General features: G+C 59.7%; 12 protein-coding genes. 6 read left to right on the top strand and 6 right to left on the bottom strand.

Annotation, left to right across the window (positions count from 1 at the left end; all coding sequences use genetic code 11):
* Position 1 precedes the first annotated feature (1 nt).
* The 3 genes from ACVLVH_RS03650 to ACVLVH_RS03640 all read right to left on the bottom strand — a co-directional run bounded on the left by ACVLVH_RS03650 (position 2) and on the right by ACVLVH_RS03640 (position 1,665).
* Positions 2-556: an isochorismatase family protein gene (locus ACVLVH_RS03650; RefSeq protein ID WP_192411905.1), complete on the bottom strand. Its 555-nt coding sequence runs from the start codon at positions 554-556 to the stop codon at positions 2-4.
* 17 nt (positions 557-573) lie between these two features.
* Positions 574-999, bottom strand: a complete 426-nt coding sequence (locus ACVLVH_RS03645; RefSeq protein WP_192411906.1) for a MarR family winged helix-turn-helix transcriptional regulator — start codon at positions 997-999, stop codon at positions 574-576.
* Positions 1,000-1,119: 120 nt separating this feature from the next.
* The gene (locus ACVLVH_RS03640; RefSeq protein ID WP_192411907.1) at positions 1,120-1,665 is read right to left on the bottom strand and encodes a helix-turn-helix domain-containing protein; all 546 of its coding nucleotides are present in this window, start codon (positions 1,663-1,665) and stop codon (positions 1,120-1,122) included.
* Between the two features lie 96 nt (positions 1,666-1,761).
* Here ACVLVH_RS03640 and ACVLVH_RS03635 point away from each other — a divergent pair, with 96 nt between their 5' ends.
* From ACVLVH_RS03635 to ACVLVH_RS03620, 4 genes are all read left to right on the top strand, one after another.
* Positions 1,762-2,940, top strand: a complete 1,179-nt coding sequence (locus ACVLVH_RS03635) for a benzoate/H(+) symporter BenE family transporter (RefSeq protein ID WP_192411908.1) — start codon at positions 1,762-1,764, stop codon at positions 2,938-2,940.
* A gap of 152 nt (positions 2,941-3,092) precedes the next feature.
* On the top strand, positions 3,093-4,436 hold the full coding sequence (locus ACVLVH_RS03630; protein WP_192411909.1) for an SrfA family protein: 1,344 nt from the start codon (positions 3,093-3,095) through the stop codon (positions 4,434-4,436).
* A gap of 2 nt (positions 4,437-4,438) precedes the next feature.
* On the top strand, positions 4,439-7,411 hold the full coding sequence (locus tag ACVLVH_RS03625; protein ID WP_192411910.1) for a virulence factor SrfB: 2,973 nt from the start codon (positions 4,439-4,441) through the stop codon (positions 7,409-7,411).
* Complete coding sequence (locus tag ACVLVH_RS03620; protein WP_192411911.1) at positions 7,408-9,780, top strand: virulence factor SrfC family protein; 2,373 nt, start codon at positions 7,408-7,410, stop codon at positions 9,778-9,780. Before ACVLVH_RS03625 ends, ACVLVH_RS03620 begins: the two co-directional genes overlap by 4 nt.
* A gap of 1 nt (position 9,781) precedes the next feature.
* Here ACVLVH_RS03620 and ACVLVH_RS03615 read toward each other — a convergent pair whose 3' ends face one another.
* The 3 genes from ACVLVH_RS03615 to ACVLVH_RS03605 all read right to left on the bottom strand — a co-directional run bounded on the left by ACVLVH_RS03615 (position 9,782) and on the right by ACVLVH_RS03605 (position 10,925).
* Positions 9,782-10,054: a barstar family protein gene (locus ACVLVH_RS03615; RefSeq protein WP_137385714.1), complete on the bottom strand. Its 273-nt coding sequence runs from the start codon at positions 10,052-10,054 to the stop codon at positions 9,782-9,784.
* A gap of 2 nt (positions 10,055-10,056) precedes the next feature.
* On the bottom strand, positions 10,057-10,491 hold the full coding sequence (locus ACVLVH_RS03610) for a ribonuclease domain-containing protein (protein ID WP_192411912.1): 435 nt from the start codon (positions 10,489-10,491) through the stop codon (positions 10,057-10,059).
* Positions 10,492-10,577: 86 nt separating this feature from the next.
* Positions 10,578-10,925 carry a helix-turn-helix domain-containing protein gene (locus ACVLVH_RS03605; RefSeq protein ID WP_008110158.1) on the bottom strand — a complete coding sequence of 116 codons (348 nt, stop codon included), beginning with the start codon at positions 10,923-10,925 and terminating at the stop codon, positions 10,578-10,580.
* A 293-nt stretch (positions 10,926-11,218) separates the two neighbouring features.
* On the opposite strand from ACVLVH_RS03605, the gene ACVLVH_RS03600 reads away from it, so the two are divergent.
* Together ACVLVH_RS03600 and oqxB are read left to right on the top strand one after the other, a co-directional pair.
* The gene (locus ACVLVH_RS03600) at positions 11,219-12,373 is read left to right on the top strand and encodes an efflux RND transporter periplasmic adaptor subunit (protein WP_192411913.1); all 1,155 of its coding nucleotides are present in this window, start codon (positions 11,219-11,221) and stop codon (positions 12,371-12,373) included.
* Positions 12,374-12,391: 18 nt separating this feature from the next.
* Complete coding sequence (gene oqxB, locus ACVLVH_RS03595) at positions 12,392-15,544, top strand: multidrug efflux RND transporter permease subunit OqxB (RefSeq protein WP_192411914.1); 3,153 nt, start codon at positions 12,392-12,394, stop codon at positions 15,542-15,544.
* Positions 15,545-15,583 lie beyond the last annotated feature (39 nt).

Raw genomic sequence — 15,583 nt, 5'->3', positions numbered from 1 at the left:
CTTACTTCAACAACGCCAGCACATCATCGGTTGTGCCGGTTTCGCCCAGCCGCGGGAAGATACGCTCGACGCTGTTTTTATGCGTTTCGGCATTCAGGCAGGTCATGGCGTCGGTTGCCAACGTGACGTTGTAACCCAGCTCATACGCCTGACGCGCCGTGGATTCCACGCCGATGCTGGTGGCGATGCCGCAAATCACCACTTGTGTGATGCCGCGCTGCTGCAGCTGCTCGTGCAGATCCGTGTTATGGAAAGCGCCCCAGGTTTTTTTGGTAATGATGATGTCACCGCGCTGCTGCGCCAGGTCCGGCACCAACGTCGCCCAATCGGCTGGCAAATCGCCAGCGTGTTTCGGCTGCTCATTACGGCCAGGCGCGCCGCCCGCAACGTTGACCAGCACCACCGGGCGCTTTTGCCCGCGGAATGCATCGGCCAGACGCGCTGAGCGCTCAATCACTTCATGCGCCTCTAACGGTGCGACCGGCAGCGCAACAATGCCGTTTTGCAGGTCGATCACAATCAGCGCGGTGTTGTCGTCAAGGGTAGTTAAAGCCATGTTGAGTCCTCTCAGGATTATTGGTCGGCAAGTCGTTGCAGTAAGGGAAGCGCGGCCAGCAGCGTGTGCTGTTCCTGCGGGTTCAGTTGCGTTGCAATGCTGTTGAGCAGCCAGTCATCACGCTGTGCGCGGTTGGCAGCAATCAGTTTCAGGCAGGCATCGGTGGGTTGATAGCGGGTTTTGCGGCCATCCAGCGGATCGGCTGCGCCCTGCACCATACCCAGCGTCTGCAGGCTTGCCACGGTGGCACCCATCGACTGCGTGCGCACCCCTTCCAGCGTAGCCAATTCTGTTACCGTCATAGCGCCATCGCGCACCAGATAGCCAAGTACCGACACCTGCGGCCAGGTGAGATCGCCCGGCGGCGCCGATTCACGCAGGCGACGCGCCAGTTTGCCATTGATGCTGCGCAGTAACGCCGCCGCGCTGTTGAGGTCGCTCATGGCACCTTCTCCTTACTGATGAGCCGCGAGTATATAAATACGAAGGCAAACTGTGTAGTTTACCTTCGTATCAATTTGTAATTGTGCCAGATTGTTAGGTGGCCGCCATGCATGGCGATCCTAGGCGCGCTGCAGATAATGAATCAAACTGTGGAAACGCAGCGGCGTGCTGAGAGGATTGCGGTAGCTGTGCGGCGTGTCGGCGGCGAACTGGCTGGCCTGGCCCGAAAGCAAGCGACGCCATGTGCCTTCCACGCCCAGCAACAATTCGCCTTCCAGCACCACAACCTGCTCAATCACCCCGCTTTCATGCGCTGATGAATCACTCTGCGCGCCACCCGCCAGAGTCACTTCCAGCAGATCAAAATGCAGTCTGGCATCGTACGGCAGCAGCGGCTTAACCTGCATCTGCGCGTTGGGCTCGCTGAAGGTCGCCACGCTGCCCGGCGGTTGATCGCTGCCCTGCACAAAGAAGGAAAACGGCACGTTAAAGCCGGTGGCAATTTTCCACAGCGTCGCCACCGTGGGGCTCGATTCGCCGCGCTCGATCTGGCCGAGCATCGCTTTGCTCACGCCGGTGCGATCCGCTGCCAGCGTCAGGCTCCAGCCGTTGGCCTGACGCAGCTGTTTCAGCGCCAGACTCAAATGTTGATGCAAATTTTCCATGTGTTCTCCCGAAAAGCTCGCGCGCAGTGTAGCACTTGTGCGCTATAACGCTCCATGCCACAATGTGCGTTATAACGCACAACCGGATGTGACCTGATGACCACCGCCACCACACGCAGTGCCTTCTCTTTCCCGATGCTGATTTCGGGTTTTATCGCCGTGCTGGTGGGCTACAGCAGCACGGCAGCGCTGATCTTCCAGGCGGCGCAGGCGGCGGGCGCTTCGCCGGCGCAGATTGGCGGCTGGCTGTCGATGCTCGGCGTAGGTATGGGGTTGGCCTCGCTCGGCTTATCGCTATGGACACGCCTGCCGATCCTCGCAGCCTGGTCGACGCCTGGCGCGGCGCTGCTCGCCACCAGCGTGCAGGGTTTGACGCTGAATGAAGTGGTGGGCGTGTTTGTCGCCACCAACCTGTTGATTGTGTTATGCGGCGTTACCGGCCTGTTCGCCCGCCTGATGAATCACATTCCGCAATCGCTGGCGGCCGCGATGTTGGCCGGGATTCTGCTGAAATTTGGCATCGGCACCTTTAGCGGTTTGCAGAGCAATTTCGCGCTGTGCGGCAGCATGTGTCTGGTGTGGTTGCTGAGCCGCCGCTGGCTGCCGCGCTACGCCATCATTCTGGCGTTGTTCGCGGGCGTGCTGGTGGCGCTCGGCCAGCAATCGATCCACTTTCCGCCGCATGCGCTGGCGATCAGTCGGCCGGAATTCATCATGCCGCAGTTTACTCTGGCGGCGCTGATTGGCGTGGGTTTGCCCTATTTTCTCGTCACTATGGCGTCGCAAAATGCGCCCGGCATCGCCACCTTGCAGGCGCACGGCTATCAGCCGCCGGTATCAGCGCTCACCGGCTGGACCGGCTTTATCGCTTTAGTGCTGTCGCCATTTGGCGGGTTTTCGGTGTGTATCGCTGCGATTACCGCTGCTATCTGTATGGGCGACGATGTCGATCCGAATCCGGCGCGCCGCTGGATGGCATCGGCATTGGCGGGCGTGTTCTATCTGCTGACCGGATTTACCGGCGGATTGATCGCCATCATGCTGAGCGCCTTGCCGCCGGTGTTGATTGCCACGCTGGCGGGCCTCGCGCTGCTGGCTACGCTGTCCGGCAGTTTGCAGCGCGCCTTAGCCGAACCGGATCAGCGCGACGGCGCCATCGTGGCGTTTCTGATCACCGCCAGCGGTGTTTCGCTGCTCGGCATCGGCTCCGCCTTTTGGGGTTTGCTCGGCGGCATGCTGACCTATGCGATCCTTTCCCCGCGCAGCCGCGCTTAAAATTTCAGCAATCTTCTCCGCACGCGGGAAAAACGCCCTGTTTTTCCCCCTTTATCAGCCGTTTGATTTCGCTGCATTTGGCTTAAGATCACTATCATCGCCAAAAACACACACTGTTCTGCCTCAGACAACCACCGATAAGGGCCCAACGAGTGGCAAAAACTTTTCTGCGCAGCGGCAATCTGGACACGGTACTGGCACTGGGTGAAAACGGCCAGCCGGTCTGGACGTCCGCGCTGCAAATCCGTGAAACCCTGCGCCTGCGCCGCCAAACCACGCTGGCCAATTGCCTCGCGATCCCGCAGGTCAACGAGCGCGGTGACCGCCTCGATTGGTACGCCCCGTTTACTGGCAAAGTAAAATCCTGGCTGGGTGCCAGCGATCACGAGCGCCGTCAGGCGCTGGAACTGCTGACGCTAAACCAGCAGGATCTGCAGGCGCTGAGCCTGCGCGCGCGCGACGCGGAGAATCCGGCGATGCGCTTGTTTGGTGCGTTGCTGAGCAAAACGTTGCAGTTCCCGGATCAGCAGTACGTTTATCTGGTGGATGGCAAACCGGTGATCACCTTCTGGGGCTTTGTTGATCCGCAGGCGCGTTCGCGTGATGACGCGCTGGCCTGCCTGCGCGATTCGCTGGAAGATGCGCTGCCGCCGCTGCTGCCAGAACCGCCAGCACCTGCTCCGCTGATGGTTGCGCCGGTAATTGCGCCGCTGATCGAGGTGCCGCCTGCCGCTGCTCAACCGGTGATTGAGCCGGAACCTGAAGCCGAAGAACCGGCGGTTGAGGACATTGCTGAGGCCGCGCCTGAACCGCTACCCGAACCTGTCGCGCCGCCACGTCGCGCCTTTGCCGTGCGTCCGCTGATGCTGCTGTTGCCGGTTGCGGCGCTGGTGGCTGCGGGCGTCGCCTACTGGCTGCACAGCGCGCCGCAACCTGCTGCGATTCGCGTTGCGGATGTGCCGGTGCCGGTGAGTAAGCCGCCTGCCGTGATGGTTAAAGCGGAAAAACTCGCCGCCACGCTGCCACAAACCGCCGCCACCGTCGTTGCCGCCGCGCCGGTTGCCACACCTGTCGCGCCGCCTGAGGTGGTGGCTGAACACACCGAACCGGCCAAAGCCGATGATTTGGTGATGACCACCGAAGATGCGCGCGTTGGATCGGTGAAATTTATTAACGGCACCTGGCGCGTCACGTTGCGTCAAACCAATCTGCCGACCGGCAAACCGCCAAGCCTGCGCTATCAAATCCGCAACGGCAAAGGCACCGCCACCATTACCCAGGGCGACAACATCCGCTGTAAAGCCGATGTCACCGCCGCGATGACCAGTGCCGGCAGCATGGAAGTGCGCAGCCGCTATACTGCGACCTGCAGCGATAAATCGCGTTACCGCATGCCGGAACTGGTGTGTAAAGCCGGTGATGGCATCGCCAGCTGTACTGCGCAATACGGCGCAGATCAGGTCTTCCCGTTGACGATTAAGCGTGAGAGTAAGTAAACATGTTGGCTCCCCTCATCGATGACAAACAGAAAATCACGCTGATTGAAGATAGCGGTGTGCAGTTTCTTGATTTCGGTTTGCGTTTACCTGCGTTGCAGGCACGCCGCCAGTTCGTGCGGCAAACCGCCAACGGCCCGCTGCTGCGCCTCAACGTCGACGGCAACAGCGGCAAGTTCCTGCTCTATCCGGAAGATGGCGGCGCAGCGGAAGTGGTGCGACCGGAAACGGATATCGCGCTGGCCGATTCCCTGAAACTGCTGGCCCATCAATGGCTGCCGCTGCCGGTGCTGCGCTGCACCAGCGGACGTCGTTTTATCGGCGGCCCGGACAACTGGGCGCGTCTGCATCTGGCGCCGCTGGCGCAACCTGACGCGGCAGGCAACACCCATCGCATCACCCTCGCCTTTGATACGCGCATTGTGTCTGAGCAGGATGGCGGCGAGCAGCACGGTTTAAGCAAAGCCGATGCGCAGAACGGCGTCAGTTTCGCCCTCGCCTGGCACAACTACGAGCTGGGCGAATTTCTCGACCATACGTGGGTTGATGGCTGGCTGCGTGAAACCTTTAGCCAGCAGGTGCATGCGCTGGAATCACGCCGTGAGCAGGAGCTGAACCAGGCGCTGCGTGAATTCGAATATCAGGCGCACTATCTCAACCTGCTGGAACTGCTGGGCGAACAGCTCGATCTGGCGGAAATCTATATTCAGGCAACTTCGCTGCAAACCCCGGCGGTCAACGTCGATATCATTCTCGACGTCGGCAACTCGCATACCTGCGGCATTCTGGTGGAAGATCACGCCGAAGAGAGCAGCGGCCTGCGTCAAACCTACGAGCTGCAGCTGCGCGATCTCTCCGAGCCGCATCAGGTTTACAACGAGCTGTTCGACAGCCGTCTGGAGTTTGCTGAAACCCGTTTCGGTAAGGCCAACTTCTCGCTGGAGAGCGGCCGCGAAAACGCTTTTATGTGGCCGTCGCTGACGCGCGTAGGCCGGGAAGCCAGCCGTCTGGCGTTGCTGCGTGCCGGCACCGAAGGCAGCACCGGTTTGTCCAGTCCGCGCCGCTATTTGTGGGATGAAGCGCGCTATCAGCCAGGCTGGCGCTTCAACGCCAACGGCAGCAGCGATGAGCCGCAAGCCACCGCGCTGCCGTTCACCCTACTGATTAACGACGAAGGCCAGCCGCTGCACGCGCTGGCGGAAGACGATCGTCTGCCGGTGTTCTCCGCCAGCTACAGCCGCAGTTCGCTGATGACCTTTATGCTGTGCGAACTGCTGGCGCAGGCGATGATGCAGATGAACAGCGTGGCACAGCGCCAGCGCATGCCGCAAAGCCAGGCGCCGCGCCAGCTGCGTCATGTGATCCTGACGCTACCGTCAGCGATGCCGAAGCCGGAGCGTGAGATTTTCCGTCGCCGCATGCAGGAAGCCATCGCGCTGGTATGGAAAGCCGAGGGCTGGCATCCGGCCGAAGAGGAATTTACCGCCGCCAGCCAGGCAAACAGCCTGCGTCCGGTACCGGATGTGCAGATGGAGTGGGACGAAGCCACCTGTGGTCAAATGGTGTGGCTATTCAACGAAACCCAGGTCAACTTTGCCGGCCGCGCAGAAGATTTCTTCAGCAGCATGGCGCGCCCGGATCGTCCGCGTGAAGTTGACGAGCTGCCGGGTAAAAGCCTGCGCATCGCTTCGATTGATATCGGCGGCGGCACCACCGATTTAGCCATTACCCAATATCGCCTCGATGACGGCCAGGGCAACAATGTCAAAATCACCCCGCGCTTATTGTTCCGCGAAGGCTTCAAAGTCGCCGGTGACGATATTCTGCTGGACGTGATTCAGCTGTGGATTCTGCCAGCGTTGCAGCAGAGCTTGCAGAAAGCCGGTTTGCAGCTGGCCGAACCGTTGATGAACAAGCTGTTCGGTCACGACAGCCGTATGGACGGACAAGCCACGCTGCGTCAGCAAGTGACGCTGCAGCTGTTTATTCCGCTGGCGCAGGCGGTGCTGGAGCAGTATGAAAATTGGGATCCGCTCGACAGCCACAGCGAGATCAATGCGCTGTTCGGCGAGCTGGTGCCGCAAAAACCGGCCAGCAGCGTGCTGGCGTTTGTGAACGGCGAAATTCAGCGCACGCTCGGCGGCGAGAGCCGATTCGATCTGCTCGAAGTGCCGCTGGTGGTCAGCATGGCGCAACTGCACGGCGAGTTCCTGCAACACCGTATGGCGATCATTCCGGCGCTGCGCGCGATGTGTGAAGTGGTGTCGCTGTATCAGTGCGATGTGCTGCTGCTCACCGGTCGTCCGTCACGCTTTCCTGGCATTCAGGCGCTGGTGCGCCATCTGCAACCGCTGCCGGGCAGCCGTATTTTGTCGCTGGAAGGCTATCACACCAGCGACTGGTATCCGTTCAACAAGCAAGGCCGCATTGATAACCCGAAATCCACCGCCGCAGTCGGCGCGATGCTGTGCCTGCTGGCGCTCGATCTGCGCCTCAGCAGCTTCTGGTTCCGCGCCGGTGATTTCGAACCGTACTCCACCATTCGCTATCTCGGCGTGCTGGATGAGACCTCGGCGCTCAGCGACGATAATCTGTGTTATAGCGAGATCGATCTCGACAGCAGCAGCTTCGCGCTGGATCGCAAAAGCAGCTTCCGCATTCGCGGCAACGTCTGCCTCGGCTTCCGCCAGTTGGAGAACGATCGCTGGCCGGCCTCGCCGCTGTATAGCCTGAGCATTGTGGACCCGACGCTGGCGCGTCAGGTTGCCGGCGAAAGCGTACTGCGCATTAAGCTGGCGGTGCAGCCCGGCCCGGATAATCTCGGCCCGGAGCGTTTGGTGCTGAGCGATGCGCGCATGGATGACGGCACGCGCGTGCCGCTGGAGCAGCTGAGTCTGAAACTGAACACGCTTTCTGCCACCGGCAACGCGAATGCGCAATATTGGATCGACAGCGGGAGCGTCTGCAAACGATGAGAACTGCCAAAAAAGCCTCGCCGGTTACGCCCGCGAAACGTCTTAGCCTGATGCAGGAAACGCTGGATGGCGCGCTGAACTGGGTGGAAACCCATCTGGCGCACGCGCCGCGTCTGGCGATGGAAGCTGAAACGCTGACGCTGCAGCTGCGCCGTGCGCGCGTGGAGAGCCATGCATTGGCGCGCCAGCTGGCGCGTCCGGTGACGCTGGCGCTGTTTGGCCAGTCGCAGGCGGGCAAAGCCTGGCTGCTGAGTGAGATGGTCGGCGATGCGCAAGGCCAGTTGATCGCGCGTCTTGGCGATAAAACCCTGAATTATTTTCAGAACATCAATCCCGGCAATCTCGATTTCGCCATCGCCACCCGCTTCAGCCACCAGCGTGAAACGCAATCCAACGCCTGGCCGCTGGAGATGACGCTGCTGAGCGAAGTGGAACTGATTCGTTTAATGCTGGCCTGTGCCAACACCGAGCTTCAGCCGGACACGGCGCAGATCGATGCCGCATTGCAGCGTTTGCAGCGCCACCGTCAGGATGAAGCTCAGCCTGGCCTCGACAGCGATGCGCTGATCACGCTATGGGCGTGGAGCCGTCGTCACCATCGTCATGCCGAGATTCTCGATCGTCACTTCTGGCCGCAGGCGGTAGCGCTGGCGCCGTGGCTCAACGTGGACGACCGTGTGCAGCTGTTTGCCCTGCTGTGGCCGGGACAAAACGCACTAAACGAAAGCCTGCGCAGCCTGATGCATTTGCGCCACCAGCTGCGCCATGCGCCGCGCGTGTTAGCGCCGCTCAGCGTGCTGGTGGACGATGCCGCGCTGCCAGCAGAAAAACTGATTGGCAATGATGCCGACTGGCAGGAGATGATCGAAGTGTGTCCGATCGTCGCCAATCGCGTGGGGAAAGCGCAGCATGTTCCATTGGGATTGCTGTCGCTGCTGACGTTGGAGATCACCTTGCCGCTCAGCTCCACGCCGCGTCAGGCGCTGTACGATGATGCGGATATGCTGGAGCTGCCTGCACCGGGCACGCCAGCCGATCGCGCGCAACAGGATGAACTGGCGCAGCTGCGCAAGCGCGATCCGCTGCGCGCCACGCTGCTGGAACAGAAACGCGCACTGCTGCCGGGCCTGTACGCCGCGCGTCAGGGCATTGATCTGATGCTGATCTGTACCGCTGCCAGCCAGCGTCACGACACCGATGTCGCCGCCAGCGCGCTGCGCGAGTGGCACATACACCAAACCATCGCCGCCAGCGGTGAGAAGCCGCGTCTGATTTGGGCGATCACGCCACATGATGCGCGCTATCAGCAGCAGCAGATTAACGTTGATGAAGCGGTGCAACGCCAGATTGGTCAGCCGGGACAGAGTTGGGGGTCGATGCTGGCGCTGGATCGCGCGGGCGTCGATCGCATGGGCAGCTGGTTGCAGGATGAGATGCAGCCGGAAGCGCGCCGTGAGCGTTTAGCGTTGCAGCTCAGCGCGCTACAGCACAAGCTGGTGGAACGTTTGCAGCCGTGGACCGAATCCAGCGCCACGCCAGAACAGGCAGCTCGCAAGCAGGCGATTTCCGATACGCTGCTGAAATGCTTGCAACATCGCACCGGTTTGCACGGCGAACTATTGGAGCGTTTGCAGCCGTCGCGTGAAGCGGTGCGTCAGCTGTGGCTGAGCCAGAGCAGCAGCCATCACATTCAACACAGCGCCAAAACGGCGGCCGCTGAGCAGAGCTATTTCGGCATCGGCTTCGAGTTCGATCTGTTTAAAGATGAGCCGGTAGCTGCCGCTGAGCCGCGCAGTTCGGGCGGGCAACGCGATCAGCAGTTCCCGCAGCAGGTGTTTGCGCTGTGGCTGGAGCACTTGCGTCAGTTGCCGGAGAGCCGCAGCCTGCTGGCGCTGCTCAACGTCGATAAGCCGACGCTGGAGATGCTGGTGGAAGAGTTAATAACCGCTAGCTTCCGTCTCAAGGTGCTGAGCAAACTGCAAAGCGCGCTTAACGAGCCGGATGCGCAGGCCAGCGCCCATGAAGCGCGTACCGATCGCCAGGTTTCACGCGCCATGACGGTGCTGGGGGATTTTGTGGCGTGGCTGGGCTTTTTACAGCGCCCGGAGAGCGAACGTCCTGAAAGCCGCGTCAATCGCGGTCAGACGATTTTCGCCCGTCCGCCTGCACCGAGCGTCAGCTTCTCGCCGGGACAGCGTTTGACGCGCTTGTCTGCCGCGCCCGCCAATCATACCGCTTACTACATCTATGACTGGCTGGTGGGGTTGAATTCGGTGATCGTTGAGAACAACGGCTACACCGGCGGTGGTGATTTGCCCGCTAATGCCCGCCAGATGCTGGCGATTTTGCTGTTACCGCTGCACGCGTAATTTATTCTCCACGCACCAGGCGCAGCTCGCCTTCTAACTGCTGCTGCGCCTCTTCCAGTAACGCCAGCACCGGCGCGAATTCTGCACTCACGCTGGCGTCATCGGCATGCGCTAAATAGAAGGTGGCCGGCAGCGCCATGCCGCCGGTCAGCCAATCCCATAGCGCATCAAGATTGTTACCGAAATCCACTGGACAGGCACTCTGCTGCACCAGCGCGCGGTAAAACGCCTGACGATCCGATAAGTTTTCAAAGTCAAAATGGAGCGTCAACATGGTTAAGGCACCTGTTTGAAGCTGCGATAGTGATCGGTGGTGAGGAAAATGAGCCCATCATTTGAGTAAAGCAGACGATCGGCGTCGCGGTGACCGCAATCGTAATTCACGTCAGCTTCATACCATTGCCTGCCCGCCTGCATCGGCAGCCTTCTTTCGCGGTTGCTAAAGCGATCGCCACCAATCGCGCGGCCCGGCAACACTTCACACAAGTTGCCCTTGCTGGGATTCCAGCCCTGACGACGCGCTTCATTTTTGGTGAGATAGAGATCGGGTAATGTGTGATGCTGCTGCACCCAACGCGCCACGGTGTTGGCATCGGTGAGCTGCGAAATATCGGGGTGGCTAGCTGACCATTTATCGGACAAACGCGGTTTTAGCCCGAGCCACAACGCGGCCAGGATCAGAATTAAGGCAATCCAGAGTTTTTTTGACATGGTGGCATCCTGAAAAACAGGACGACGATAATAACAGATTTAGGGCAGGGAAAAACGCGGGCCAGCAAAGCTGGCCCTGGCGGGGTTTACTGCATCGCGCTGGCGGATGGCGCGGCGTGACGACGCCATGCCCCCGGCGCTACGCCATACTGGCGTTTAAAGCTGCGGTTAAACGACTGCTGCGAGTCGAAACCGAGTGAAATCGCCACGTTAAGAATCGGTTCATTGCTGGTGGTCAAGCGATCCGCTGACTTCTTCAGCTTCTTCTCACGGATGTATTCGCCCAGAGGCAAACCCGTGTGCTCTTTGAACATACGCTGCAGGTGCCATTTCGAATAACCGGCGCGCCCCGCTACGGTATCCAGATCCAGACGCGTTTCAATATTGTTGTCAATCCAGTCGATCAAATCGTGAATAAATGCGGTGGTCATCATCTCGTTTTCTCCGGTCGCCGTTGCGAACAGTATCAGTATCAGTTGCAATTACACTTTAAGGTTGAACGACTATGCCAGTTAATGCAAGTTTTATTATTGCATTAAATGCCGCACTGCGCGTAGGGGCTTTGATCCTTCTGCAACGTAATGATCAAAACCGCACATAAAGTGTATCAGATATTCTTGCAGATGCAGTTTGAGCAAGCCTACACTCGTGGCGTTTTAATGCAATCATAAAAGTTGCAGATTTTTCGTACGTCTCCTTTCATTTTCACCAAAGCGGAATAACAACAATGCATCTGCAAACGTACAGGGTTCAATGGGCGGTAAGCCTGTCAGGAGTGATGTTGCTGGGAAGCCTGCTGGCCGGTTGCGATCGCGGTGTGGCGCAAAACGCCCCGCCGCCACCGCCCGAAGTAAGTGTCGCGCAGGTGGTAGAGCAGAAAGTCAGCCAATGGGATAGCTTTAACGGCCGTTTCGAAGCGGTGCAGAGCGTGCAGCTGCGGCCGCGCGTTTCGGGCTATATCGATCAGGTTAATTATCGCGAAGGCGATGAGGTGAAAAAAGGTCAGGTGCTGTTCACCATTGACGATCGCACCTACCGCGCCACGCTCGAGCAGGCGCAGGCCGAACTCGCCAACGCGCGCAGCCAGGCTACGCTGGCCCGCAGTGAATCGGCGCGTACCGATAAACTGATCGGCACCAATGTCGTGTCACGCGAAGAGTGGGAACAGCGTCGCTCGGCGGCTAATCAGGCGCAGGCCAGCGTGCTGTCAGCACAGGCGGCGGTGGATATGGCGCAGCTGAATCTTGATTTCACCCGCGTTACCGCGCCGATTGAAGGTCGCGCCAGCCGTGCGATGATCACCACCGGCAACTTAGTGACCGCCGGTGACAGCGCCAGCGTGCTGACCACGTTGGTATCGCAGGAACGTATGTACGTCTACTTCGACGTCGATGAAGCCACCTATTTGCATTATCAGGCGATGGCGCGTAAAGGCGAAAATCGCGGGTCGCTGCCGGTAGAAGTAGCGCTGACCGGCGAAGAGGGTTTTCCGCATCGCGGCACCGTGGATTTCCTCGATAACCAGCTGACCGCCAGCACCGGCACCATCCGCATGCGCGCATCGCTGGATAATCAGCAGCGTCAGTTCACACCGGGCCTGTTTGCGCGCGTGCGCTTGCCGGGCCGCGCCGACTTCACCGCCCTGTTGATTGATGATAAAGCCGTGCTCACCGATCAGGATCGTAAGTACGTTTACGTGGTCGATGCGCAAGGTAAAGCCCAGCGCCGCGATATTCAGGCCGGCGAGTTAGCCGATGGTCTGCGTATTGTGCAGCAAGGCCTGAAGCCCGGCGACAAGGTGATCGTTAACGGCTTGCAGAAAGTCTTTATGCCTGGCATGCCGGTGAACGCCCAACCGGTGGCGATGCGCTCCGCTCAATAACCTTCGAGACTGCCTTTTATGGATTTCTCCCGCTTTTTTATCGACCGACCGATTTTCGCCGCGGTGCTGTCGATTTTGATCTTTACCACCGGACTGATCGCCATTCCGCTGCTGCCGATCAGTGAATATCCCAACGTGGTGCCGCCGAGCGTGCAGGTGCGCGCGGAATATCCCGGTGCCAACCCCAAAGTGATTGCAGATTCTGTGGCGACGCCGCTGGAAGAAGCCATCAACGGGGTAGAAAACATGATGTACATGAAATCCGTGGCGGGTTCCGATGGCGTGCTGGTCACCACCGTGACCTTCCGTCCGGGCACCGATCCGGATCAGGCGCAGGTTCAGGTGCAGAACCGCGTGGCGCAGGCTGAAGCGCGTCTGCCGGAAGAGGTGCGCCAACTCGGCCTCACCACGCAGAAGATGTCGCCGACGCTGACGCTGGTGGTGCACATGTTCTCGCCGCACGGCAAGTACGATTCCCTCTATCTGCGTAACTACGCCACCCTGAAGGTGAAGGATGAACTGGCGCGCCTGCCTGGCGTCGGTCAGATTCAGATCTTCGGTGCCGGTGAATACGCGATGCGCGTCTGGCTCGATCCCAATAAGGTGGCGGCACGTGGCTTGACCGCCTCCGATGTGGTCAGCGCGATGCAGGAGCAGAACGTGCAGGTGTCTGCCGGCCAGCTTGGCGCGGAGCCGCTGAAGAAACAGAGCGATTTTCTGCTGTCGATCAACACCCAGGGTCGTCTTGAGAGCGAAGAGCAGTTCGGCAATATCATCCTGAAAACCGCTGATGACGGCACGCTGGTGCGCCTGCGTGACGTGGCGCGCATCGAGATGGGTTCTGGCAGCTACGCGCTGCGTTCACAGCTCAACAACAAAGATGCGGTCGGCATCGGTATCTTCCAGGCGCCGGGCGCCAACGCCATCGATCTGTCAAATGCGGTGCGCGACAAGATGGCCGAACTGGCCACCCGTTTCCCGGACGATGTGCAGTGGGCCGCGCCGTACGACCCAACGGTATTCGTGCGTGACTCGATCCGTGCCGTGGTGCAAACGCTGTTCGAAGCGATTGTGCTGGTGGTGCTGGTGGTGATTCTGTTCCTGCAAACCTGGCGCGCCTCGATTATCCCGCTGCTGGCGGTGCCGGTTTCGGTGGTCGGTACCTTCAGCATCCTTTATCTGCTCGGCTTCTCGCTCAATACCTTAAGTTTGTTTGGGCTGGTGTTGGCGATCGGTATCGTGGTGGATGACGCCATTGTCGTGGTGGAGAACGTCGAACGTAATATCGAGCAAGGCTTGTCGCCGACGGCGGCTGCGCATCAGGCGATGCGGGAAGTGTCCGGGCCGATTATCGCCATCGCGCTGGTGCTGTGTGCGGTGTTCGTGCCGATGGCGTTCCTGTCCGGCGTGACCGGTCAGTTCTATAAGCAGTTTGCGGTGACGATTGCCATCTCAACGGTGATTTCCGCCATCAACTCGCTGACGCTGTCACCGGCGCTGGCAGCACTGCTGCTGAAGCCACATGATGCCGCAAAGGATATGCCGACGCGCATTATCGATCGCCTGCTCGGCTGGCTGTTCCGTCCGTTTAACCGCTTCTTCCAGCGCAGTTCGGATGGCTATGAATCGCTGGTGGGTAAAACCTTGCGTCGTCGCGGCGCGGTGTTCGGCGTCTACGTGCTGCTGCTGGCCGGTGCGGGCTTTATGTTCCATACCGTGCCGGGCGGCTTTATTCCGACGCAGGACAAGCTCTACCTGATTGGCGGCGTGAAGATGCCGGAAGGTTCGTCGCTGGCGCGTACCGATGAAGTGATTCGCAAGATGAGCGAGATCGGCATGAACACCGAAGGCGTGGCTTATTCGGTCGCCTTCCCCGGTTTGAACGCGTTGCAGTTCACCAACACGCCGAATACCGGCACGGTGTTCTTCGGTTTGAAGCCGTTCAGTGAACGTACGCGCACCGCCGCGGAAATTAATGCTGAGATCAACGCTAAGATCTCGAAAATCCAGCAAGGTTTTGGCTTCTCGATTATGCCCCCGCCGATTTTAGGTCTGGGACAAGGTTCGGGTTATTCGCTGTATGTGCAGGATCGCGCGGGGCTCGGTTACGGTGCGCTGCAAACCGCCATCAACACCCTGACCGGTGCGGTGTTGCAGACGCCGGGCATGATGTTCCCGATTTCATCCTACCAGGCCAACGTGCCGCAGTTGGATGTGCAGGTGGATCGGGATAAAGCCAAAGCGCAAGGCGTGTCGCTGACCGAACTGTTCAGCACGCTGCAAACCTATCTCGGATCGTCGTACGTCAACGATTTCAATAAGTTTGGTCGCACCTGGCGCGTGATGGCGCAGGCGGATGGCGATTTCCGCGATAGCGTGCAGGATATCGGTAACCTGCGTACCCGCAACGATCGCGGCGAAATGGTGCCGATTGGCAGTATGGTGAATATCACCACTACATACGGCCCGGATCCGGTGATTCGCTATAACGGCTATCCGGCGGCTGACCTGATTGGTGATGCCGATCCGCGCGTGCTCTCTTCGGCGCAGGCGATGCAGAAGCTGGAGGATATGTCGACGCAGGTGCTGCCGAACGGCATGAACATTGAATGGACCGACCTAAGCTATCAGCAATCAACGCAGGGCAATACCGCGCTGATCGTCTTCCCGGTCGCGGTCCTACTCGCATTCCTGGTGCTGGCGGCGCTGTATGAAAGCTGGACGCTACCGCTGGCGGTGATCCTGATTGTGCCGGTGACTATGCTCTCGGCGCTGGTCGGCGTGTGGCTGACCGGTGGCGATAACAACGTGTTTGTGCAGGTTGGGCTGGTAGTGCTGATGGGACTGGCGTGTAAGAACGCGATTCTTATCGTCGAGTTTGCGCGCGAGCTGGAGATGCAAGGCAAGAGCATTGTCGATGCAGCGCTGGAAGCCTGTCGTCTGCGTCTGCGTCCGATCGTTATGACCTCGATTGCCTTTATCGCCGGTACTATTCCGCTGATTCTTGGTGAAGGTGCAGGCGCAGAAGTGCGCGGCGTAACCGGGATTACCGTGTTCTCCGGCATGTTGGGCGTGACGCTGTTTGGCCTGTTCCTGACGCCGGTGTTCTATGTGACGCTGCGTAAGCTGGTGACGCGCAAGCAACCACAGGCGGAAGTGCAAACTGTGTAAGGGTTTTAGGTGAAATGAACAATCCGGGCCGATGTGCCC

The sequence above is a fragment of the Kluyvera sp. 1366 genome (genome assembly GCF_054823405.1).
The sequence above is the reverse complement of the archived record's forward strand: the minus strand, read 5'-3'. Positions and strand labels throughout refer to the sequence as shown.